This is a genomic window from Actinocorallia longicatena (assembly GCF_039534125.1).
Taxonomy (GTDB): domain Bacteria; phylum Actinomycetota; class Actinomycetes; order Streptosporangiales; family Streptosporangiaceae; genus Actinocorallia; species Actinocorallia longicatena.
The window spans coordinates 20127-41375 of record NZ_BAAAUV010000021.1; the positions used below are offsets into that span (position 1 = coordinate 20127).

At 72.2% G+C, this 21249-nt stretch carries 23 protein-coding genes; 11 read left to right on the top strand and 12 right to left on the bottom strand.

Annotated elements, in window-relative coordinates; all coding sequences use genetic code 11:
* Positions 1-2 precede the first annotated feature (2 nt).
* Complete coding sequence (locus tag ABD785_RS30680; protein ID WP_344835345.1) at positions 3-485, bottom strand: MarR family winged helix-turn-helix transcriptional regulator; 483 nt, start codon at positions 483-485, stop codon at positions 3-5.
* 125 nt (positions 486-610) lie between these two features.
* Here ABD785_RS30680 and ABD785_RS30685 point away from each other — a divergent pair, with 125 nt between their 5' ends.
* Positions 611-1747, top strand: a complete 1137-nt coding sequence (locus ABD785_RS30685; protein WP_344835346.1) for an Mrp/NBP35 family ATP-binding protein — start codon at positions 611-613, stop codon at positions 1745-1747.
* Between the two features lie 137 nt (positions 1748-1884).
* Entirely contained in the window at positions 1885-2895 is a 1011-nt protein-coding gene (locus tag ABD785_RS30690; RefSeq protein ID WP_344835347.1) for an ROK family protein, read from the top strand.
* Positions 2896-2963: 68 nt separating this feature from the next.
* Here the strand turns inward: ABD785_RS30690 and ABD785_RS30695 are convergent, their stop codons facing one another.
* The 4 genes from ABD785_RS30695 to sigE form a co-directional block, all read right to left on the bottom strand.
* On the bottom strand, positions 2964-3305 hold the full coding sequence (locus ABD785_RS30695; RefSeq protein WP_344835349.1) for a sec-independent translocase: 342 nt from the start codon (positions 3303-3305) through the stop codon (positions 2964-2966).
* An 83-nt stretch (positions 3306-3388) separates the two neighbouring features.
* Positions 3389-5191 (bottom strand): S1C family serine protease, encoded by a 1803-nt coding sequence (locus tag ABD785_RS30700; protein ID WP_344835351.1) that lies wholly within the window; start codon positions 5189-5191, stop codon positions 3389-3391.
* A 205-nt stretch (positions 5192-5396) separates the two neighbouring features.
* Complete coding sequence (locus ABD785_RS30705) at positions 5397-6323, bottom strand: anti-sigma factor family protein (RefSeq protein ID WP_344835353.1); 927 nt, start codon at positions 6321-6323, stop codon at positions 5397-5399.
* Complete coding sequence (sigE, locus tag ABD785_RS30710; protein ID WP_344835354.1) at positions 6320-6886, bottom strand: RNA polymerase sigma factor SigE; 567 nt, start codon at positions 6884-6886, stop codon at positions 6320-6322. The genes ABD785_RS30705 and sigE overlap by 4 nt, the downstream gene beginning before the upstream one ends.
* A 158-nt stretch (positions 6887-7044) precedes the next feature.
* Here sigE and ABD785_RS30715 point away from each other — a divergent pair, with 158 nt between their 5' ends.
* Both ABD785_RS30715 and ABD785_RS30720 read left to right on the top strand, forming a co-directional pair.
* Positions 7045-7653 (top strand): O-methyltransferase, encoded by a 609-nt coding sequence (locus tag ABD785_RS30715; protein WP_344835355.1) that lies wholly within the window; start codon positions 7045-7047, stop codon positions 7651-7653.
* On the top strand, positions 7646-8272 hold the full coding sequence (locus ABD785_RS30720; RefSeq protein ID WP_344835356.1) for a hypothetical protein: 627 nt from the start codon (positions 7646-7648) through the stop codon (positions 8270-8272). Before ABD785_RS30715 ends, ABD785_RS30720 begins: the two co-directional genes overlap by 8 nt.
* A gap of 21 nt (positions 8273-8293) precedes the next feature.
* Here the strand turns inward: ABD785_RS30720 and ABD785_RS30725 are convergent, their stop codons facing one another.
* The 4 genes from ABD785_RS30725 to ABD785_RS30740 all read right to left on the bottom strand — a co-directional run bounded on the left by ABD785_RS30725 (position 8294) and on the right by ABD785_RS30740 (position 11362).
* A complete protein-coding gene (locus ABD785_RS30725) occupies positions 8294-9709 on the bottom strand; it encodes a leucyl aminopeptidase family protein (RefSeq protein ID WP_425547838.1) in 1416 nt (471 codons plus the stop codon).
* Between the two features lie 167 nt (positions 9710-9876).
* Positions 9877-10044, bottom strand: coding sequence for a DUF3117 domain-containing protein (locus ABD785_RS30730; protein ID WP_344835359.1), 168 nt, complete (start codon positions 10042-10044; stop codon positions 9877-9879).
* A gap of 127 nt (positions 10045-10171) precedes the next feature.
* Positions 10172-10756, bottom strand: a complete 585-nt coding sequence (locus tag ABD785_RS30735) for a DNA-3-methyladenine glycosylase I (protein ID WP_344835360.1) — start codon at positions 10754-10756, stop codon at positions 10172-10174.
* A gap of 117 nt (positions 10757-10873) precedes the next feature.
* Entirely contained in the window at positions 10874-11362 is a 489-nt protein-coding gene (locus ABD785_RS30740) for a hypothetical protein (protein WP_344835361.1), read from the bottom strand.
* A gap of 49 nt (positions 11363-11411) precedes the next feature.
* Between ABD785_RS30740 and ABD785_RS30745 the strand changes: the two genes are divergently transcribed.
* Entirely contained in the window at positions 11412-11714 is a 303-nt protein-coding gene (locus ABD785_RS30745) for a hypothetical protein (RefSeq protein WP_344835362.1), read from the top strand.
* Positions 11715-11738: 24 nt separating this feature from the next.
* On the opposite strand, the gene ABD785_RS30750 is transcribed toward ABD785_RS30745, so the two are convergent.
* Both ABD785_RS30750 and ABD785_RS30755 read right to left on the bottom strand, forming a co-directional pair.
* On the bottom strand, positions 11739-13061 hold the full coding sequence (locus tag ABD785_RS30750; RefSeq protein ID WP_344835363.1) for an alkaline phosphatase PhoX: 1323 nt from the start codon (positions 13059-13061) through the stop codon (positions 11739-11741).
* A gap of 99 nt (positions 13062-13160) precedes the next feature.
* The gene (locus ABD785_RS30755; protein ID WP_344835364.1) at positions 13161-13748 is read right to left on the bottom strand and encodes an LOG family protein; all 588 of its coding nucleotides are present in this window, start codon (positions 13746-13748) and stop codon (positions 13161-13163) included.
* Positions 13749-13820: 72 nt separating this feature from the next.
* Between ABD785_RS30755 and ABD785_RS30760 the strand changes: the two genes are divergently transcribed.
* The 3 genes from ABD785_RS30760 to ABD785_RS30770 all read left to right on the top strand — a co-directional run bounded on the left by ABD785_RS30760 (position 13821) and on the right by ABD785_RS30770 (position 16074).
* Complete coding sequence (locus ABD785_RS30760; RefSeq protein WP_344835365.1) at positions 13821-14654, top strand: aldo/keto reductase; 834 nt, start codon at positions 13821-13823, stop codon at positions 14652-14654.
* Between the two features lie 172 nt (positions 14655-14826).
* The gene (locus ABD785_RS30765) at positions 14827-15486 is read left to right on the top strand and encodes a Crp/Fnr family transcriptional regulator (RefSeq protein ID WP_344835367.1); all 660 of its coding nucleotides are present in this window, start codon (positions 14827-14829) and stop codon (positions 15484-15486) included.
* Positions 15487-15606: 120 nt separating this feature from the next.
* On the top strand, positions 15607-16074 hold the full coding sequence (locus ABD785_RS30770; RefSeq protein ID WP_344835369.1) for a hypothetical protein: 468 nt from the start codon (positions 15607-15609) through the stop codon (positions 16072-16074).
* A 10-nt stretch (positions 16075-16084) separates the two neighbouring features.
* Here ABD785_RS30770 and ABD785_RS30775 read toward each other — a convergent pair whose 3' ends face one another.
* The gene (locus tag ABD785_RS30775) at positions 16085-17050 is read right to left on the bottom strand and encodes a hypothetical protein (protein WP_344835370.1); all 966 of its coding nucleotides are present in this window, start codon (positions 17048-17050) and stop codon (positions 16085-16087) included.
* A 142-nt stretch (positions 17051-17192) separates the two neighbouring features.
* Here ABD785_RS30775 and ABD785_RS30780 point away from each other — a divergent pair, with 142 nt between their 5' ends.
* Genes ABD785_RS30780 through ABD785_RS30790 form a run of 3 tightly spaced genes read left to right on the top strand, consistent with a single transcriptional unit; the run spans position 17193 to position 21249 of the window.
* Positions 17193-18863 carry a dynamin family protein gene (locus tag ABD785_RS30780; protein ID WP_344835371.1) on the top strand — a complete coding sequence of 557 codons (1671 nt, stop codon included), beginning with the start codon at positions 17193-17195 and terminating at the stop codon, positions 18861-18863.
* Complete coding sequence (locus ABD785_RS30785; protein WP_344835372.1) at positions 18860-19345, top strand: nucleotide exchange factor GrpE; 486 nt, start codon at positions 18860-18862, stop codon at positions 19343-19345. The genes ABD785_RS30780 and ABD785_RS30785 overlap by 4 nt, the downstream gene beginning before the upstream one ends.
* Positions 19342-21249, top strand: coding sequence for a dynamin family protein (locus tag ABD785_RS30790; protein WP_344835374.1), 1908 nt, complete (start codon positions 19342-19344; stop codon positions 21247-21249). The genes ABD785_RS30785 and ABD785_RS30790 overlap by 4 nt, the downstream gene beginning before the upstream one ends.

Sequence of the window (21249 nt, forward strand, 5' to 3'; positions counted from 1 at the left end):
GGTCAGGCCGAGAGGGCGATCTGCTCGTCTTCGGCCAGCTTGTGGAGAATCGCCTGAAGCTGCCCGAGCTCCTGGCCGTCCAGGCGGCCCAGCAGGTGCTCCCGGACGCCCCGGTGGTGGGTCACGGTGGCGGTGGCCAGGGTCTCGCGGCCCTGCATGGTCAGGACGGCGAACAGCCCCCGGGCGTCGCTCGTGCAGGACTCCCGGCGCACCAGGCCGTCGCGCTGGAGCCGGTCGACCAGCCGGGTCAGGCCGCTGCGCGACAGCAGGACGCGGTCGGCGAGGTCGTTCATCCGCAGCCGGCCGTCGGGCTGCTCGGCGAGCTGCTGGAGGACGTCGTAGGAGCCCAGCGCGAGATCGTGCCTGGCCAGAAGATCTTGGTGCAGCCGACGGGAGATCGTTACCTGGGCGCGCAGCAGGTCGCGCCAGACTGCCAGTTCCTCGGCCGAGATCGTCGCCGCCGGGAGGGTGCTCACTTCAGTCACGGGGACGATCGTAGGTCGCCCTTTGCCCTGGAGCGATCCCGTCCGGTGACGTTTCGGGCACGTTCGCGGTGAATGTCACGGGCCCTGGGTTCGCCCGGGGTCGAACTGTTCCATACCATGGGCGCATGGCCTCCCCTTTGACGACCGAGCAGGTGACCGCGGCGCTCGCCACGGTCCAGGACCCGGAGATCCGCCGCCCGATCACCGACCTCGGCATGGTGAAGAACATCGAGTTCGGTGCCGACGGCGCGGTCACCGTGGGCGTCTACCTGACGGTCGCGGGGTGTCCGATGCGCGATCGCATCACCAAGGACGTCACCGACGCCGTCATGAAGATCGGCGCCGCCTCGGTGAAGGTCGAGCTCGACGTGATGAGCGACGAGCAGCGCAAGGACCTGCAGACCACGCTCCGCGGCGGCCAGCCCGCCAAGGAGATCCCGTTCGCCAAGCCCAGCAGCCTGACCAAGGTCTACGCGGTCGCCTCCGGTAAGGGCGGCGTCGGCAAGTCCTCCCTGACGGTCAACCTCGCGGTGGCCTTCGCCTCGCTCGGCCGCAAGGTCGGCGTCGTGGACGCCGACATCTACGGCCACTCGATCCCCCGGATGCTGGGCGTCGACGGCCGTCCCACCAAGGTCGAGGACATGATCATGCCGCCGTCGGCGCATGACGTGAAGGTGATCTCGGTCGGCATGTTCACGCCGGGCAACCAGCCGGTCGTGTGGCGCGGCCCGATGCTGCACCGCGCCCTCCAGCAGTTCCTCGCGGACGTCTACTGGGGCGATCTCGACATCCTCCTCATGGACCTCCCGCCCGGCACCGGCGACATCGCGATCTCCGTCGCGCAGCTGCTGCCGTCCGCGGAGATCCTCGTGGTGACCACTCCCCAGCAGGCCGCCGCCGAGGTCGCCGAGCGCGCGGGCGCCATCGCCGCCCAGACCCACCAGCAGGTGGCGGGCGTGATCGAGAACATGTCGTACCTGATCTGCGACCACTGCGGCGAGAAGCAGCACATCTTCGGCGAGGGCGGCGGCCAGACCGTGGCCGACGAGCTCACCAAGACCCTCGGCGCGCGCGTCCCGCTGCTCGGCCAGGTGCCCCTGGACACCCGGCTGCGCGAGGGCGGCGACGCCGGCAAGCCGCTGGTCCTGTCCGACCCGGACGCCCCCGCCGCCGTCGAGCTCAAGAACATCGCCGAGTCCCTCGCCGGCCGCACCCGCGGCCTCCTCGGCCGCCCGCTGAACATCACGCCGACCAAGAAGTAACCCGGCTTCGGGAGGCCCGCGATCCCCTGGATCGCGGGCCTTTCGCGTTCTCGCGGCAGATACCCGGAAGGCTTATGGCGATTTTCGGCGTATATGCCGGTAGGGTGCGTGCGGACGGTTGATCGAGGAGGGTTCGCATGGGCTGGGTAGTGGTCGGGCTGGACAACGGCGGGACGTGCAACAACGCGACGGTGCTGGACGCGTCGGGGAAGTTCCTGGTGGACGCCCTGGTCGAGTCGCCGTCGCTCGTCAAGGAGGGGCCGGAGGTGGCCGTGCCCGCGCTCGCCGAGGCCTTCGAGAACATCCTCCGGGTCACCGGCGTCGACCGCGCCGACGTGCGGGCCGTCGGCCTCGACACCCCGGGCCCCGCCAGCGCGGACGGGGTGATCTCGGCCAAGGGCGCGACGAACTTCGCCCACACCGGCTGGTTCGGGTTCGACTTCCGCGCCGCCCTCCAGGAGCGGATCGGGCTCCCGGTCATCTACAACAACGACGGCAACGCCGCCGCGCTCTACGCCCACCACGAGCTCTTCGGCCACGAGGCGCCGGTCCGGTCGTCGGTCTCGGCGATCGTCGGGACGGGCCTCGGCGGCGGGGTCGTCGTCGACGGCAAGGTCATCAGCGGTGCCGCGGGCATGGCGGGCGAGCTCGGCCACGTCCAGATCCCGGTGCACGGCCTCCTGGAGGACGGGCAGCCGATGCCGCACTGCAACTGCGGTTTCGACGGCGACGCCGAGAGCATCGCGTCCCTGACGGGCATCGAGAAGAACCTGCTGCCCTACTGGCTGACCCGCTACCCCGAGCACCCGCTGAACGCCGTCGAGTCGGCGAACAAGGCCGCCAAGCAGCTCCGCTCGTTCGGCGAGCAGGGTGACGAGATGGCGCTGAAGGTCTTCGACCAGCAGGCGATGGCCATCGCCCGGCTGTTCACGATCGCCGCCAACTTCACCGACCCCGACGCCTACTTCCTCGGCGGCGGCGTCGTCGAGGCCGCACCGCACTTCCGCGAGTGGTTCCTCGACCGGGTCCGCACCCACACCGTCCTGCGGTCCGAGCAGGAGTCCGCCTCGACGATCACCCTGGTCACCGACCTCGACATGGCAGGCGCCCGCGGCAGCGCCCTCGCCGCGCACGCGACCGTCGCCTGATCCCCGGAACGCGAAGAAGCGGCCCCTCCCTCACGGGTGGGGCCGCTTCTCTTCGTGGTGTTCGAGGATCAGGTGGCTTCGGCGTCGAACGGGGGACGCTCGTCGACGGCCAGCGCCGGGGCCTTGTAGGCGGGTGCGGCGGCGGTCTCGCCCGACATGCCGAGCGGGTCGGCGTCGTCGTCGAACAGGTGCTTGCGGACGAAGCTCTTGGGGTTGAGGTCGCGCGGGTCGAAGTCGCTGAACTCCGGGCCGAGACCGTCCTTGAGGTCCGCCTGGGCGTTCTGTGCCATCTGCCGGAGCTGGCGCAGGGTACGGCCCGCCGACTGGGCGACCTGGGGGAGCTTGTCGCCGAAGATGACCAGGGCGAGGACCGCCAGGACGGCCGCCTCACCGAGTCCGATGTCGAACAAGTGCTCCTCCAAGACCGCGGGGGGCCGGGATGTTCACCGGCCCCCCAAGGGTATCTGTCGCCATCTGGTAAAAGAACCGCCGATCAGCTCGATCCGAGCGTCACTTCCACGGTCTGCTCCTGATTGCCGCGCTTGAAGGTGATCTTCACCTTGTCCCCGGGGTTGTGGCTGGTGATCGCGCCGATCAGGTCCTCCGGGGTGGCCATGGCCTTGCCGTCGAACGCGGTGATCACGTCGCCGCCCTTGAGACCGGCCTTGTCGGCCGGGCCGCCGGGGGTGACCGGCTTGCGGTTCGCGTCGGCCTGGGTCAGCACCTTGACGCCGTCGCCGGTGTACTGGGTGTCGATCGAGATGCCGATGATCGTCTTCTTGATCGTGCCGCCGTTGATCAGGGTCTGGGCCACCGAGGCGACCTTCTTGATCGGGATGGCGAAGCCGAGGCCGATGCTGCCGCTCTCCTGGCCGTTGCCGAGGCTCGCGATCGCGGTGTTCATGCCGATGACCTTGCCGTCCGCGGCGTTGACCAGCGGGCCGCCCGAGTTGCCGGGGTTGATCGCCGCGTCGGTCTGCAGGGCGGTGATCACCGCTCCGTCGCCGCCGTTCTCGCTGCGGGTCGGGACCACGCGGCCCTTGGCGCTGATGATCCCGGTCGTGACCGAGCCCTCCAGGCCGAGCGGTGAGCCGATCGCGATCACCTGGTCGCCGACGACCAGGCCGTCGGAGTCCCCCAGCTCGAGCGGGGGCAGGTCGTGGCTGCCCGTCACCTTGATCACGGCCACGTCGTTGTCGGCGGAGACGCCCACGACGGTCGCCGGGAGCTCCTTGCCGTCGCTGAACTCGACCTCGAGGGTGCTGCCGCCGCCGCCCTGGCCGCCGGCCGACACCACGTGGTTGTTGGTGATGATGTAGCCGTCCTTGACGATGAAGCCCGTCCCGGAGCCGCCGTTGCCGTCGCCCAGGGAGACCTTGACCGTCACGACGCTCGGCAGCACGCGCTGGGCGATGCCGGCGACGGACTGCGGGTCGCGGGCCTGCTGCTTGCCGGAGTCGGCGGGCGACAGCGAGATGCCGCTGGAGGGCTTGTCGTCGTCGGTCGCGACCACGACGCCGGCACCGACCGCGCCGGCCACCAGGGCGATCACGAGCCCCGCGACCACGAAGACCACCGAGGAGGGACCGCGCCTGGCCGGGGTGGGCGGCGGCGGGACCGGCGCCCAGTTGGGGCCGCCGGGGCCGCTCGGGCCGCCCATGCCGGGGACCAGGGGCGGGGGCGGCGGCGGGCTCGCCGGCCGGGTTCCGGGCCAGAAGGCGCCCTGCTGGTGCGGGGCGAACCCCGGACGCTCCTCGCGGCCCGGCTGCTCGCTGAAGGACGGCTGCCCGGCGGGCTGCCCGTACCGGGGCCGTTCCCCGTAGTTCTGCTGGGGCTGCTGCGGCGGAAGCTGCTGCGCCCCGCTGTACTGGCCCTCGTACCCGCCGCGCGGGGCGAGCTGCTGGGCCTCGCCCAGCGGCCGTCCGCCGGCGTAGGCGGGCATCTGGTCCGGCGCGGCGAAGGCCGGCTTGTCGTAGGCGGGCTGCTCGAAGGCCACGGCCTCCTGGCGGCGCTCGGCCTCGTAGACCGGCTGCTCGACGCGGTAGGCGGGCGCGTGCGGCGCCTGCTCGGCCAGGAAGTCCGGGACGGCCGGTGTCTCCGCCGCGTTCCGTACCTCGATGCCGTCCAGCATCGTCGCCGCCGGAGCGGCCGCCTGGGCCTCCTCGCGGGAGACGACCAGCTTGTCGGACGGCGCCCCGGCGGGCGTCTGGTCGACAGGCGCTGCGGACTGCGCGGCCCCGGTCTCGGCCGGGGTCCCCTCCGGCGCGTCGACCGAGTCTCGGCGTTCCTCCGTCATTCCCCACTCCTTGACGAGCCTGTGTGTTCGGGCTTCATCGTGGCCCGGTCCCCGTGAGATTGCCGTAAGGCACCTTAAACCGTCATGGCCTCTGTCCGTTCCCTGGTTCCCCCGGCACGGGACCGAAACCCCCGACAAACCCGGAACCCGCCCAAAGAGCCGGGCTCAAGAGCGGGTTCAGGGCGGGTTCCAGGGAAGAGCCGATCTAGTGCTTCTCCGTGCGGCGCGTCAGCTCGCGGCGGGGCAGGCGCGCCTGGTGGGCCGGCTGGTCGGCGTAGACGGGGGCGTAGCTCGGTGCGGCGGGTGAGGGGACTCTGGCCCCGCCGCCGCTGAGGGAGGCCGTTCCGGCGCCGAGGGCGGCCAGCGTGGCCGCTCCCGCGACCAGGTAGCGGGCCCTCGGGATGCGCCGGGACCTGCCGGGGCCGCCGGGGCGGTTGTCCTTCGGGCGGCGCGGGGCCGCGGGAGGTTCCTCGTCGGCCAGGGCCAGCAGCCGCTGCATGAGGGCGGCCGACGGCTCCTGCCCGGGCGAGGAGCCCGCGGAGGGGACGCCGGAGGCCGGTGGGACGCGCCACACCGGGGAGTCGTCGATCCCCGTGATCCGCCGCAGGACCTCGTCGGAGGGCCCGTCCACGGCGGGTGTGGCGGGCTCGGGCGCGGTCTCGTCGTCGCCGAGGGCGAACAGGCGGCGCAGGAAGTCCTCCGCCGGGGCGTCCGCCGGGTGCGCGGACGCGGCCCGGGGCTCGGCGGGCGCGGCCGGGGCGTAGAGGCTGCGCAGCCGGCTGTCGGCGACGGTGAAGCCGGGTGCGAACGGGCTCGGGTCGAGCGGGGCCGGCTTCGGCAGCGCGGTGCCCGACAGGCGCCGCAGCAGTTCGGCCGACGGGTCGGGCATCCGCAGATGGGCGCCCGGTGTGGCGTTGCCCATGGCGTACAGCCGGATCAGCAGGTCGGTCGAGGCCGCGGGGCCGCCGAGGCAGTTCAGGCGGCGCTTGAGCGCCCGCAGCGACGCCGCCTCCGCCCTGCACGTGTCGCAGCAGGCGAGGTGGGCGAGCGCCTTGTCGCGGGCGTCATGGTCGAGCTCGCCGTCGATCAGCGCGGTGAGGCGCTCGCCGAGGCAGGGAGGACGATCGGTCACTGTGTCGCTCCCGCGGGGGCGCGGTGGGCCAGCGCGGCGCGCAGCTGGGAGCGGCCGCGGTGGATGCGGCTGCGGACGGTGCCCAGCTTGACGTCCAGCGTGGCGGCGATCTCCTCGTAGGACAGGCCCTCGATGTCGCACAGGACGACCGCGGCGCGGTAGTCGGGCGCGAGGGCGTCCAGGGCGGCCTGGACGTCGTCGTCGAAGTTGGTGTCCTCGTAGACCTGCTGCGGGGTCTTCTCCCGGCCGGGCAGCCTGTCGGCGGCGTCGTCGGCGAGGTTCTCGAACCGGATGCGCTGCTTGCGGCGCGCCTGGTCGAGGAAGAGGTTGGTGGTGATCCGGTGCAGCCAGCCCTCGAAAGTGCCCGGCGTGTAGTTCGCCAGCGAACGGAACACGCGGACGAAGACCTCCTGGGTCAGGTCCTCCGCGTCGTGCTGGTTTCCGGTCAGCCTGTAGGCGAGCCGGTACACCCGGGATGAGTGATCACGAACGACCTGGTCCCACGATGGCGGAGTCCACTCCGCGGCGGGGGCGTTCTCCCGGCCGACGGAGCTCGCCGCCATGCCCTGATATGGAACCGCTGAGACCGTCATGGTGTCTCAGATCACCCTTTCCCTGACTGAGCCGTGGGTCCTGCTTTGCGATCGGCTGTCGTTTGCCCCGGCTGGTGATTTTTAGAACGTCGCGAATCGCGTCATCGTTCCCGTCCAGCGCTATCGTTTTGCCCGGAAGGACGAGCGGCGGAAAAGAGGCGGCCATCAACGAGGTGCAGGCCTACGTGGAGGGATTCCTCCCGGAGGACGAGGCGCTGAGGGAGGCCCGGCGGCTCGGCGACGAGTACGGGGCCTTTCCGATCAGCGTTGCCGGGGGTGCGGCGCTGCGGTTCATCGCGTCGTTGATCAATGCCCGGACGGTCGTCGAGATCGGCTCCGGGTGCGGAGTATCCGGGATCTGGCTTTTGCGCGGAATGCATCCCAACGGGGTGCTCACGAGCGTGGACGTCGAGCCCGAGAACCAGCGGCTGGCCAAGATGGCGTACACGGACGCGGGCTTCACCGGGTCCAGGACCCGGATGATCGCCGGACGGGCGCTCGACGTGCTCCCCCGGCTCACCGACGGGGCCTACGACCTGGTCTTCGCCGACGCGGTGCAGCGCGAGTACCCCGAGTACCTGGCCGCGGCGGTCCGGCTGCTGCGCCCCGGCGGCGTGGTGGCCTTCGACAAGGCGCTGGGCGAGGACGTGGTCCGCCTGGTCTCCGAGGACGAGAACCTGATCCCGCTGCTGCTGCCCCTCGGCGGCGGCCTGCTCCTGGCGCAGAAGCGTGGCTGAGCCGGTCGAGGTGCGGCTGAGGCCGTCGTTCCAGGGGTCGGGGCAGGCGCTGGGCGTCGTCACGCTGGTGGTGTGCTCCGCGCTGTTCGTCGTCGGCGGGCTGTACGACCCGTCGAGCGTGGGCGGGGTGCTCTTCATCACGCTGGGGCTGATCGGCGTGATCGGGTTCGGCGGGGTGCTGGTGGTCGTCGTCGGGCATCTGCTCGGGCGCAGGCCGCTGCTCGTGCTCGACGACGAGGGGGTGAGCGTCCCGGCGAAGTGGCCGCTCCCCCGCTCCCGCGACCGCCGCCTGCCGTGGGCGGACGTGGCGTCGGTGTGCGCGTGGAGCCAGGGCGTCCCGACCGGCAAGGGGCTGGCCCACCAGCTGGCGTTCCTGCCGCGCGAGGGCAGCGCGGAGTCGCGTCACTCCTCGGGCGCGGAGATGCTCATGATCAAGGTGCAGGGGCTGCCGGGCGTGCCGGTGCTGCGCTGGTCGGTGCGGACCCTGCCGGGCTGGACGGTCAAGCCGGACGACGTCTTCAAGGCCGTCAAGGCCAGGACCGACGCGCCCTTCGAGGACCGCAGGGTCGGGCTGCCCAGGAAGCGCAGGGTCGTCCGCAAGGCCCCGCCCGCCGCCTGAACGGCGGCGGGGACGGGGCCCTCAGGCCCGGGTGAGCCAGGTGAGCAGGAGACGGACGCCGTAGCCGGTGGCTCCGTCGGAGCCCCTGGCCGGCCCCGCGACGTCCAGGTGGGCCCAGGGACGGGAGCCGGCGAACTTCTCCAGGAACAGGGCGGCGGTGATCGAGCCGCCGCCGAAGCCGCCGCGGCCGATGTTCGCGACGTCGGCGACGTCGGAGTCGATGGCCGCGCGGTAGTCCTCGACCAGGGGCAGCCGCCAGAGCGGCTCGTCGGCGGCCGTCCCGGCCTCGACCAGGGCCTCGGCGAGGTCGTCGGCGGTGGCGAACAGGGCGCCGTGCCGCAGGCCGAGCGCCATCTTGGCGGCGCCGGTGAGGGTGGCGATGTCGACGACGACGTCCGGTTCGAGCGCCGCGTCGGCGTAGGCGAGGGCGTCGGCCAGGACCAGGCGGCCCTCGGCGTCGGTGTTGAGGACCTCGGAGGTGAGCCCGCCGAAGTGGGTGATCACGTCGGACGGCCGCATCGCCGAGCCCGACGGCATGTTCTCGGCCGAGGCGATGAGCCCCGTGACCTTGACCGGGACGCCCAGTTCCCGGAGCGCCGACATGACGCCGATCACGACCGCGCCGCCGGCCATGTCGGTCTTCATGGTCTTCATCCCGTCCGACGGCTTCAGCGAGAGCCCGCCGGTGTCGAACGTGATCCCCTTGCCGACCAGCACGACGTGCCGGGTCGCGCCCTCGGGGGCGTGGGTGAGCTGGATCAGCCGCGGCGGCCGGGCGGAGCCGGAGCCGACCGCCAGGATCCCGCCGAACCCCCCGGCCCGCAGGCCCTGCTCGTCCCAGACGCGCACGCCGAGCCCGCCGCCCTCGCCGGCCTCCGCGGCCCGGTCGGCCAGCCACTCGGGGCACTTCTCCACGGAGGGCTCGTTGGCCAGGTCGCGGGCCAGCGCCACCGCCCGGACGATCACTTCGGCGCGGTCGCCGTCCCCGGCGGGCCAGGCCCCCTCCTCCGCCGGGACGAGCGCCAGGGCGGCCACGGGCTTCTTGCCGGAGTTCTTGTAGGTGAAGGAGTAGGCGGCCAGGAGGGCGCCCTCGAGGAAGGCGCCGACGGCGTCGGGGGCCGCCGCGGGCAGCCGGACGGCCAGCAGGGACTCGCCCTTGGCACGGCGGGCCAGGGCCGCACCGGCCTTGCGCAGGGCCGCGGGGGCACCGTCGCCGGTGCCGTAGAGCAGCAGCTCGCGGACCACGCCGTCGACCTGGACGGGGATGGCGATGATCTCGCCGGGCTCGCCCTTGGCCTCGTGGAAGGCGAGCAGGTCGGCGAGGGGGATGCCGGTGTCGAAGCCGGGGTCGGCGCCCTGGGGCAGCGCCCACAGCCGGGCCTCCACGACCGAGGCCAGCGGGCCTTCGACTCTGCGCACACTCGTCTCGACCGGCACCGCGTCCCCCTCAGTAAGGCAGGCAAAAGCTGAAGAAATGGCTGAACGGAATTGCTGGGCAACGACGCGAGTCCCGGTGGCCGGGGGCCTTACCGGGACCGCGAAGGTTGATGAAATTGGCTGTTCCCTGGAAGGTTCCTCAAGGACCGTCTCCGTGGAGAAGGCCTTTAACCGACGACGCCCTTGATGGCCTCGCCGAGCTCCTTGGCCTCGTCGGGGGTCAGTTCGACCACCAGCCGGCCGCCGCCTTCCAGAGGCACGCGCATGACGATGCCACGGCCCTCCTTGGTAACTTCGAGCGGACCGTCACCTGTCCGCGGCTTCATCGCCGCCATGCGTGCATCCCCTTCCTCCCCGGCCCCCCGGGGGCCGTTCGGGCACCGCGCGAGCCGGCCGCCTGTCGCGTCACCGTCTTTCAGTAGTGGTCCATTATCCCGTGTTCTGGACGCGAAGTGGTAACGATCAGGCCTGGACGATCAAATCCGGCCCGCCGAAGGGCCTCGCGGGGCAGGTCCGAAGGTGGTCGTTGACCAGTCCGCAGGCCTGCATCAGGGCATAGGCGGTGGTCGGGCCGACGAACCGAAATCCGTTCTTCTTCAGCTCCTTGGCGAGCGCGACGGAGCCGGGAGTCTGTGCCGGAACGTCCGACATGACCTTGGGCACGGGCGCCGACGGATCCGCGTATTTCCAGATCAGTGCCGAAAGCCCGTCGGAGAGATCGAGTGCGGCACGCGCGTTGAGGATCGCCGCATCGATCTTGGCCCGATTCCGGACGATGGCCGCGTCCGCCATCAGACGCTCCACATCCCCCGGTCCGTAGGCCGCGACCGCGACCGGATCGAAACCGGAAAAGGCCGACCGAAACCCCTCCCGCTTGCGCAGGATCGTCAGCCAGGACAGGCCCGACTGGAAGGCCTCCAGGCACAGCCGCTCGTAGAGCTGCTGATCTCCGCGGATCGCGCGTCCCCACTCGTCATCGTGGTAGGCGACGCACTCCGGCGCCGACGTCGCCCAGGCGCACGCCACCGCCTCCACCGGATCGACCACCGCTCCAGCCCCCCTCAGAACCGTTCTGGCGGCCCGGGGACCGGACCGCCCTCCCCAGCCAAGCATCCGCCTCTGACATTCCGTTCCGCGCCCGCTCAGAGCCGGAAAGGGAGAAACCTAGGCGGAGGCCGGGCCCTCGGGATCGTCCCGGGCCTCTCCGGGTTCGGCGGGGGCGGCCCCGGGGAGCTCGTGGTCCGGCCGGTCCTGGCGGGTCCGGACGGAGCCCGGCTCGTCGCCGGGGCTCCACTCCTCGGGCTTGAGCAGCCAGGACGCCGTCGGCGGGGCCACCGACCAGGAGCCGGAGTCGGTGGAGCGCAGCCGCTGCTCGCCGAGCAGGCGCTCGAGCTCGCCGATCCGCGTCTCGCGCTCGGTGAGGGCGTAGGCCAGGCGGCTCAGGGCGTCGTCGGTGAGGGCGATGTTGTAGCCCCACAGGCCCTTGGGAAGGCGGAGCAGGGCCGCGTCGGTGCCCTGGAGCGGCCGGTGCGAGGGGAGCCCGGTCGGCGGGTGGTCGGGGACGGCCTCGGAGAGTTCGCCGCCGCGTCCGTAGGCGAGGGCCACCGTCGCGGCCACCACGGCGAGCGCGGCCAGCACGAGTACAACAGGCACGGGGAACCCTTCCTTCGACCGGTCACCCGATCGTGCCATGCTCGGGGCCATGGAAGCGCACACCGACCCCGAACTCGTGTGGTCGACCGCGCCGGGCGATCCGGCGGCCCTGCTCGACGCGGGCGCCGATCCCGGCCCCGAGGAGGTCGGGCGGCTGCTGGAGCGTGGCCCGGTGCTGGTCCGCCTGACCGGCACCGGCCCCGACGCGCTCGCCGCGGCCTCGATCTACGCCTGGCTGGGCGTCTCCGCCTTCACCACGGCGGGCCCCGGCGAGCTCCGTCAGGTCCTCGACATGGTCGCGACGATCAAAGGGCAGCGCCCTCCTGCCGTCGGCAGGAGGGCGCTGGCGTGATCCGTGCCGGTTCCCCGAACGGGGCTAGCGGGCGCGGATCTTGTCGAACGGGCCGGTGATGGCGAAGGTGACGCCCGGCGACTGGCGGTTGGCGAACAGCGTCCTGCGGTCCTCGGAGTAGATGACCCCGGTGAACTCGCTGTCGTTGAAGGCGTTGCGGGCCATCGGGAACGACTTGGCGTAGCGGGTGGTGCCGACGAGGTACTGCTCGCCGTCGCCGTCCTCGGCGAGCATCACGCCGCCGCCGTAGGGCGAGACCGTGATGTTGTCCGGGGAGTCGTACTTGCCGCCCGGCTTGAAGATGAACTCCAGCGACAGCGTGTTGGCCTTGGGGTCGTACTTCCAGACCTGGCCGGCGTGGTTGCCTGCCGCGCCGCTCGAGGTCCGGGAGTAGGAGGCGACGAAGTAGGCCTTCTTGCTGTCGAACCAGGCGCCCTCGAGCTTCTGCGAGCGGGTCACCTGGCCGGTGAGCGCGAACTGCTTGCGCACCGAGACGGTCGTGGCCTCGGGGTCGGGCACGTCGACCCACTCGATGCCGGTCAGGACGGTGCCCGGCACCTGGACCGACGACAGGTCGTCGACGCCGGGGACGCGCATCGCCTGGAGCTTCCCGCCGTCCTGGTAGCAGTGGTAGCCGCCGCGGTTGTTGTTCGGGATGAACCGGTAGAACAGGCCGAACGGGCCGGAGGAGTCCTCGGTCAGGTAGGCGATGTGGCTGTGGTTGTCGATGCAGACGGCCTCGTGGGCGAACCGGCCGAGCGGCTTGATCGGCTCGGGGATGGTCTTGACGCCCAGCGGGTCGACCTCGAACACCCAGCCGTGGGTCTTGGTCTGGCCGGAGATCCCCTCGGTCTCCTCACAGGTCAGCCAGGTGCCCCACGGGGTGACGCCGCCCGCGCAGTTCGTGGCGGTGCCCGCGATGCTGACGTACTGCGACACGACGTTGCCGGAGGCGTCGACGTCGACCGTCGAGGTGCCGCCGAAGGCCTTCGGGTCGTAGGTCAGGTTGGCCGCCGCGACGGCCTTCGTGCCGCTGGTGCCCAGCTCGTGGTTGCGGACGAGCCGCGAGCCGCCCGGGGTGCTGCCGGGGAACAGGCCGGTGCCGTCGTGCGCGCCGGGGACGACCCCGCCGGCCGGGCCGAGCGAGGAGCCCTCGGCCGAGAGGACCTTGTAGGAGAACCCGGCCGGGAGGTCGAGGATCCCCGCGGGGTCGGCGATCAGCGGGCCGTAGCCGTAGGCCTCGCCCTCGTCGGCCCCCGCCGACGTGGTGAAGAGGGTATCGAGGGTGCCGGCGACGGCGATGGAGGCGACTCCACCGGCCACGAAACCGCGACGGGACACGTCCATGTGAGAGGACTCCTTGCAAAGAATTGGAACGATCAACGCACAGGTTGTCGGCCTTGGTTGAACGTTCCGTGTCCCGCGGCGGAAACCTGACGGAACTCGTCAGGCCTCGAGGATCTCCTCCTCGGTGGGCGGGAAGTGGCGCCGTCCGGCCTCCAGGTGGTCGAAGGCCGCCCCGACGTCGGTGGCGTAGGTGACGGCGGCGAGGGCCCTCTCGCGGTTGAAGCCCTCGTCCAGCAGGTGCGTCATCAGGGTCCTGAGCGGCGCGTAGACCCCGTGCGGGTCGAGGACGACGATGGGCTTGTCGTGCATGCCGAGGCTCCGCGACGTCCACACCTCCAGGAGCTCCTCCAGGGTGCCGATCCCGCCGGGGAGCACCAGGAACGCCTCAGCCCTCCGGTCCATCTCGGCCTTGCGGGAGCGCATGTCGGCGGTGAAGACGATCTCGTCGTTCTCCCCGTCGGCCCGCTCCTGGGAGGCGGGCATCCCGGCCGGGACGACGCCGACCGTCCGGGCTCCCCCGGCCCTGGCCGCGGCGGAGACGGCGCCCATGCAGGAGGCGGTGCCGCCGCCCGTCACCAGGTCGTGGCCCCGGCGGGCGAGCTCGGCCCCCACCTCGGTCGCCACATCGACGTGCTTCTGGTCGATTCTGGTGCTGGACGCGCAGAAGACCGTGATCGTGAACCCCATGCCCCGGTTCTACACCAGGACGGCGGCCGGGGAGGAGGCATGTTCCATGGTCCGGCGGGCAGGGTTCCGGGCATGACCAACGTCCCTGACATCACGCTGAACAACGGCGTCCGGATTCCCCAGCTCGGCTTCGGCGTCTACCAGGTGCCGCCCGAGGACACCAAGGAGGCGGTCCTGACCGCCCTGGAGTTCGGGTACCGCCACATCGACACCGCCGAGATGTACGGCAACGAGCAGGGGGTCGGCGAGGCCGTCCGGGCCTCCGGCGTGCCGCGCGAGGACGTCTTCGTCACCAGCAAGCTGAACAACGGGTTCCACGCTCCCGCCGACGCCCGCAAGGCCTTCGACCGGACCCTCGCCGATCTCGGCATGGACTATCTCGACCTGTTCCTCATCCACTGGCCGCTGCCGAAAGTCGGCGACTTCGCCGAGACCTGGAAGGCGCTGGAGGAGATCGCGGCGACGGACCGGGTCCGCGCCATCGGGGTCTCCAACTTCCAGGCCCACCACCTCCAGCGCCTGCTGGACGAGACGGGCACGGTGCCGGCGGTCAACCAGATCGAGATCCACCCCTACCTCGTCCAGGACGAGCTGCGCTCCTTCGGCGCCGCCCACGGCATCGCGACCGAGGCCTGGTCCCCGATCGCCCAGGGCCGGGTCCTCGGCGACCCGGTCATCACCGCCATCGCCGAGCGCGTCGGCCGCACCCCGGCCCAGGTCACGCTCCGCTGGCACCTTCAGCGCGGCGACATCGTCTTCCCCAAATCGGTCACCCGTGCCCGCGTCGAGGAGAACTTCGCCCTCTTCGACTTCTCCCTCACCCAGCCCGACATGGACGCCCTCACCGCACTCAACCGCGATCTCCGCACCGGCCCCGACCCCGACGACTTCAACTGGATCCCCTGACGCGAGAACGCCCCGAATCGGCCGCCTCTTGATCGAAATAATGATTTGGCATCATTCGCCGAATATTCCATCGAATGGCGGACGCAATGCCACACTGCTACCCAACGGGCGCGGCGGGAGCAAGGCGGACGGGGCATTGGTATACAGGGGCAAATGGCCGGATGGAAGCCTGATGGCGTCGCTGTCGGAGGCGGAGCAGCGGGATTTCCAATCGGCGGGCACGAAGGTGCAGTACGAACACGAGGCGGCGCTTCTTCTCGAAGGGGGACGGGAACGGGATCTGTTCATCCTGGTCGACGGCTATGTGAAGGTGACGGCGGCCGGCCAGGCGGGCGCCGACATCCTGCTGGCCATCAGGGGGCCGGGCGACCTGGTCGGCGAGTTCTCCCTGCTGGACGAGCATCCCCGGACGGCGTCGGTGTTCGCGGTGGGGGCCGTGGTCGCCGTCAGGATCGGGCAGTCGCGTTTCCACGGGTTCGTCGAGCGGCATCCCGAGGTGTATCGCAAAATCACGAATAGTGTGCTGGCCAAAATGCGGTCTTCGACCCATTATCGGGTGTCCTCACGGACGCTCGACGCCAAGGCGCGGCTGGCCCAGGTGCTTTTCGATCTCGCCGAGCGATACGGGGAGTGGAAGCCCGACGGTCTAATGATCATTATGCCGCTGACACAGTTCGAACTGGGCGCGCTGGCGGCCGTCGGCGAATCGACCGCGGAACGGATTCTGAAGGACTTCCGTGACGCCGGGCTCGTCCGCACGCGTTATCGCCAGGTCCTCGTCAAGGATCTGGCGGCGCTCGGCGCCATCAGCCGCCCGGAACATGAGACCTAGCTGAACGGGGGCCGTCCGGAGCGGGTCTCCGGGGCGCGGAAACCCCGGAAAGAGGGAGTTCGGCGCCGCCGGGCGGGGGATGGTGTGCCGGTGACAGAACCGGCTCTGGGAATCCGTCGGATGTGCCTCTCGCTCGCCGCGGCGCGGGGGCTCGAGACCATGATGGGCGCGCTCGTGGCGGAGCCCGTCCTGGACCGTGTGCTCTGGAACGACGACCGGGCCGGCCTGCGGATCGGAGTGCTCGCCCCGGGGATCGACGAGCCGCGGGCCGTGGCGGGACTCGTGCGCTCGGTCGCCCGGGTGGTGCTGGCGGTCGCGGACGCGCCGGTCCGGCTGGCCCTCCACGAGGGGCTCGTCTCGCTGGCGGGCGGCCAGTGGTGCGGTCCCGCGATCACCGATGTGGCGGGGCTCGGACGGCATCCGCTCGAGCCCTCCCCCGGCGGCCTGACCGTACTCCTGTCGCACCGGGTCCACGACGATCTCGCCCGGCTGGGCCGCGGGACGTTCCCGCTGTCGGGATTCCGGCCCGTCGCCTCCGCTCCGGTCCCCGCCCACACCATGACCTGGGATCTCGGCGCCGGATCCTGACCGTCCCGGATCAGGGGTGGCCGTGGTCGAGGCCGCCGAAGTCGCCGCCCGGAGGGAACGGGTCGAGGTAGCCGCCGCGGGGGCCGCCGAACCCGTGACCACCGGCTTCGTGATCACCTGTTCCCTGATCACCGGTTCCCTGCTCACCTGTTCCGTATTCACCGGTCTCCTGCTCAGCGGCTTCCTGCTCACGGACCTCCTGGTCGCGGGCCTCGTGGTCGTCGAGCCCACTGCCTCCGCCGGAGATCCCGTCGACGAGGTCCGCCATCCTGTCGACGATCCAGGTCCCGTCGTCCACCGCGGAGCCGAGCCCGCCTGCCCCCACCACCCCCGCCATGATCATCTTGGCGCGGGCCGAGCCGCCCTTTCCGGAGGTCTCGTAGGCGGGGACGGCGGGGTTGGCGCCTCCGGGCCGCGAGGCGTGGATCCAGCCGGGCTCGCCCGGGCCTCCGCCCCGCACCGCCCTGACCCAGCCGGAACCGGGTCCCGTGGTCGCCTCCAGGCCGAGGACGTCCCGGTACAGGTCGTCGGCGATGATCGTCACGAGGTCGCCGCCGGGCACGGCACGGTGCGGCTCGATCGAGTCCAGCAGCAGGCGGGCCTGGTCGATCGCGCCTCCCGTGAAGGCCGTCCCGTCGAAGCGGACGGCGCCGTGGGCGAACGCCGCCCGGAGCCGGAGCGGCCCGGACGAGCCCGCCGCCCGGTTCACGGCGCGCAGCGCGTCCCGGGTGCCGGACATGAGGCCGGGAAGGGTCAGGAGCCGGTCGGCGGCGACGGGCAGGACGAGGAGCCGGCCGCCCGCGCGGCCCTCGAGACCGCACTGGACCGGGTTGATCCCGGCCAGCAGGCAGGCGTGGGTGAGGACCCAGCTCAGCCGTTCCTCGACGCCCGCGGCCGGCGCGGAGGCGCCGATGACGGGCGGCTCGACGTCGACGGCCCAGACGGTCCGGTGCGCGGCGGGTGACGGGACGGGCATCTTCGGTCTCCAGTCCGTGGGGATCTGCTCGCTACCACGGTCTTTTCGCGCGATCCCGGAGATGTCCTCGCAGGAGGGAATCTGCCCTCTTTTCCCTCCTTATTCTCCGGGGCAGCGACGATCGTCCCCGGAGGGAAGAGCCGTGTCCAGCGAGTCGGAACCGGCGTGGGACCGCGGGCTGCCCGCGGCCGACGGCATCATCTCGGCCTGCGAGAGGGCCGCTCTTTCGGGAGGACCGCCGCTCGCCCCGCTGGCCGCCGCGGTGGCGGCGGCGCGGACGAAGCTCGGCCAGCCGATGCGGCTGGCCGTCGCGGGCCAGATCAAGCGGGGCAAGTCGACGATCGTGAACGCGCTGCTCGGCGCGGACCTCGCCGCGACGGGCCCGGCGGAGCTGACGTTCACCGTCAACGAGTTCCACGACGCCCGGACACCGCGGATCATGGTGCACTACCGCAACGGCGACAGCGAGGAGTTCCCGCCGGAGCAGCTCCACGCCCTCACCGTCCGCGACGCCGCCGACGTCGAGCGGCTGCGCCGGATCCGGCGGGTCGAGTACGGCCTGCCCAATCCGCTGCTCGAGAAGTTCCGGCTCATCGACACCCCCGGCCTGGCCAGCGTCCACGCCCAGGACTCCGCCAACGCCATGGACGCCCTGGGCATCAGCGGCTTCACCTCCGAGACCGAGCGGGCCGACATCGGCTCGGCGCTGAAGGCGATGGACCGGACCGCCGAGGAGGTCGGCACCGACAGCGCGGCCGAGCTCGACGCCGCCGACGCCGTCCTCTACCTGTTCAGCCGCGGCCTGCACGAGCGGGACAGCGCGGCCCTCACCGACTTCCTCGGCCCGTCGGCGGCGTCGCTGACCCCGCTGAAGGCGTTCGGCGTGCTGAGCAAGTGCGATCAGTACTGGCCGCCGGGCGCGGGCGGGTCGGGACCGTCCGATCCGATGACCTACGACCCCCTCGCCGAGGGCGCCCGGCTGGCGCAGCGCTGCATGGAGCGCCCGGAGAACCGCCGCCTCTTCTTCACCCTGGTCCCGGTCTCCGGCCTGGTCGCCCTGGCCGCCCAGACCCTGGGCCCGGAGGAGTTCGGCTGGCTGGAGGAGCTGGCGAGAGCCGACCAGCGGTGGCTGGCCGACGAGCTCGGGGACGCCGGATACTTCGCGTCCGAGGAGCGGCTCCCCCGGATCCCGCTCGGCCGGGCGGAGCGGTCGGTCCTCATCCGCAGGCTCGGGCCGTGGGGCGTGCACCTCGCCGCCCGCCATCTGCGCGACGGGCTGGGCGAGGCGGAGGTCCGTGAGCGGCTCGTCCGGGACAGCGGGGTGGCCCGGCTGCGCGAGCTCGTCGTCGGTCACTTCGGTGCCCGCGCCACGCTGATCAAGCTGGACCACGGGCTGCGCGGGGTCTCCCGGGAGGTCACGCGGTGCCGTGGCGAGGCGTTCGCGAACGGGGTCGAGGCGCCGGAGCAGGCCGGCCGGGTCGCGGGCCTCGTGCAGTGGCTGCGCGCCCAGGAGCCGGGCTTCGACGAGCTGCACGTCCTCGGCGACCACTACAACGGCAGGCTGCGGCTCACCGATGCCGAGGTGGCCGACCTGCTGACCGTCACCGGCGAGTACGGCGGCGGGACGGCCGCCCGTCTCGGCCTTCCGGCCGGCGCCTCCCCTGACGACCAGCTGCGCACCGCGCGCGACAAGGCCGGCGCGTGGGCCAGGCGGGAGCGCGATCCGATGCTGGACCGGCACACCCGCAACGCCGCCGAGGTCCTGCGCCGCGCCTACGAGCTCCTCGCCCATCTCACCGGGGGGAACCGGTGACGCGCGTCGGGGACGCGCTGCTGAGCGGACTCGGCCTGGTGCGGCGCGCCCAGGCCGAGGCCGCTCTCGGCCGGGCCAGGCGCGAGCGGGACGCGGTCGTGGCCGAGCTGGTGGAGCTGCGGCGCGCACCGAAGATCATCGATCGGCCGGAGCAGCCGCCGGAGGTGGCCATGGAGCTGATCGTCCTCGCCGACCGGCTGGCCGACCTGCCCGGACGCGACGGCGGCGACCAGGGCGGCGCCCTCCTGCGCTGGCTCGACGGCCGGGTGCGAGCGATGTTCGCGGCCTGCGAGGTCACCACGATCGAGGAGCGGGGTCCCGTCGATCCGCTCCGGCACCAGGTCGTCGGCGCGCGGGCGGCCGGCCCCGGCGACCCGCTGGAGCACGTCGCCGAGACCGTGCGGCCCGGCTACCTCTGGCGCGACGTGCTGCTGCGGCCGCAGCAGGTGGTCGCCTTCGTCGAGGAGGAGGACGCACCGTGAACGAGCTCCAGGCGCTGGGCGCCGCGATCCTCGACGCCTTCCCGCAGGTCCTCCAGGCCGTCGGCGACGATCTGACCGGCGCCCGGCGAAGCCTTCTGGAGGACGGCCGCCGCCTCCTGGAGTCGGGACGGTACAACGTCGTCGTCTGCGGGGAGTTCGGGCGCGGCAAGTCCAGCCTGCTGAACACGCTCGTCGGACGGCCGGGGCTGTTCCCCGTCGACACCGCGGCGACCACCTCGGTGATCACGATCCTGCGCTGGGACGAACGCGAGCGGGCGGTCGTCACCTTCCTCGAGGGCCCGGACGGCAACGCCCCCGAACCGCTCGAGATCCCGCTGTCGTCCGTCGCCTCCTACGCGACCGAGCAGGGCAATCCGGAGAACCGCGAGGGCGTCCTGCAGATCGAGATGACCGCGCCGATCGAGGAGCTGCGCGGCGGCCTGGTCCTGGTCGACACCCCCGGCACGGGCAGCACCGATCCCGGCCACACGGCCGCCACCAGGGCGTTCCTGCCGAGCGCCGACGCCATCTTGTTCGTCGCCACCGCCTCGGAGTCCCTCAGCCAGGTCGAGCTGGACTTCCTGAAGCTGGCCCTGGAGCAGTGCCCGACGGTCGTCACCGCGATCACGATGATCGACCGGGAGGAGGATCCGGGTCCGGCGATCGGGCGGGCCAGGGCCAGGATCGGCGCGGTCGCCGGGGTTCCCCCGGAGGAGCTCGTCGTGGTCGGCGTCTCCGCGCACCGCAAGCGCCGGGCCCTGACCCGGGGCGACGCCGGCCTGCTGGACAGGTCGGGCTTCCCCGATCTGGACCGGGCGCTGTGGGAGGGGCTGACCATGACCTGCGGCCGTGCCCGGGCCGAGCGGGCGCTGGACGCCCTGGACACCGCGCTCGCCGAGGCGTTCGCGCCCCTCGCCAACGAGCTGGCGGCCCTGCACGACGACACGGCGTTCCAGCGGGTCGACGCCGAGCTGCGCCGGGCGCGCGAGCGGTCGCGTGAGCTGTCGTCCCAGGGCAGCCGCTGGCGCTCCGACCTGCGCGTCGACCTCGACACGGCGGCCCGCGGCATCCGCGCCCGCATGCAGGACGACTTCGACGCCGTCACCGACGACCTCCGCACGGCCCTGGAGTCGGAGATCGCGTTCACCGATCCCGGGCGGCTGGTCGGCGACGTCTCCGCCGGGCTGATCGACACGGTCAACCGGGCGGGCATCGCCCTCGCCGAACGGGCCGTCGAGCTGGCCGATCGGTACTCCGAGCGGACCATGACCCGGCTCACCGCCTCGGACGTCCCCGCCGGTCCGGCGCCCGTGCTGAAGAGCGTCCGGGAGGCGCCCGCCCGCCCGCGCCAGGGCCCGAGCCGCTTCGCCCGGCTCCGTGAGCTCATGGCGGGCGGCAACGCGATCAGGGGTCCCGCGGCGATCATCGGCGGGGCGATCGGCCTGGCCGTGCCCGGTGTCGGCGTGGTCGTCGGGGTGGGTGTCGGCGGGGCCATCGGCCAGATCGTGGGCTGGCTGGGCGGGCACCGGGAGATGGCGCGCAAGCGGCGGGAGCTGGCCAGGCACGAGCAGCTCGAGCATCTGCGCGGCGAGCTCGGCCTGATGGTCGGCGCGGCCCGCCGGAAGGCCGAGCGCGACTTCACCGAGCAGGTCGCCCGCTGCCGCGAGGTGCTCGTCAAGGAGCTCGAACGCGAGCTGGAGGCGGCCGAGCAGTCGCAGCAACGGTCGATCCTGCGCCTCACGGAGCTGCGGGAGAGCGGCGGGAGGCGGCGCGGGGCGCACTCGGCCGAGCTGGGCGTCCAGGCGGAGCGGTACGCCGTCCTGCGCCGGAGGCTCGGGGCCCTGCGCGAACGTACGGCGGCACTCGATCCGGCGGCCGGGGCACGGCCGCCGCGAGGGGAATAG

Excerpts from the sequence above, each read along its gene's own strand:
- ABD785_RS30685 (WP_344835346.1), top strand. The coding sequence starts at position 611 with ATGGCCTCCCCTTTGACGACCGAGCAGGTGACCGCGGCGCTCGCCACG.
- ABD785_RS30765 (WP_344835367.1), top strand. The coding sequence starts at position 14,827 with ATGGCGTCGCTGTCGGAGGCGGAGCAGCGGGATTTCCAATCGGCGGGC.
- ABD785_RS30755 (WP_344835364.1), bottom strand. The coding sequence starts at position 13,748 with ATGGGGTTCACGATCACGGTCTTCTGCGCGTCCAGCACCAGAATCGAC.
- ABD785_RS30745 (WP_344835362.1), top strand. The coding sequence starts at position 11,412 with ATGGAAGCGCACACCGACCCCGAACTCGTGTGGTCGACCGCGCCGGGC.
- sigE (WP_344835354.1), bottom strand. The coding sequence starts at position 6,886 with ATGGCGGCGAGCTCCGTCGGCCGGGAGAACGCCCCCGCCGCGGAGTGG.
- ABD785_RS30750 (WP_344835363.1), bottom strand. The coding sequence starts at position 13,061 with ATGGACGTGTCCCGTCGCGGTTTCGTGGCCGGTGGAGTCGCCTCCATC.
- ABD785_RS30690 (WP_344835347.1), top strand. The coding sequence starts at position 1,885 with ATGGGCTGGGTAGTGGTCGGGCTGGACAACGGCGGGACGTGCAACAAC.
- ABD785_RS30700 (WP_344835351.1), bottom strand. The coding sequence starts at position 5,191 with ATGACGGAGGAACGCCGAGACTCGGTCGACGCGCCGGAGGGGACCCCG.
- ABD785_RS30730 (WP_344835359.1), bottom strand. The coding sequence starts at position 10,044 with ATGGCGGCGATGAAGCCGCGGACAGGTGACGGTCCGCTCGAAGTTACC.
- ABD785_RS30760 (WP_344835365.1), top strand. The coding sequence starts at position 13,821 with ATGACCAACGTCCCTGACATCACGCTGAACAACGGCGTCCGGATTCCC.
- ABD785_RS30775 (WP_344835370.1), bottom strand. The coding sequence starts at position 17,050 with ATGCCCGTCCCGTCACCCGCCGCGCACCGGACCGTCTGGGCCGTCGAC.
- ABD785_RS30770 (WP_344835369.1), top strand. The coding sequence starts at position 15,607 with ATGTGCCTCTCGCTCGCCGCGGCGCGGGGGCTCGAGACCATGATGGGC.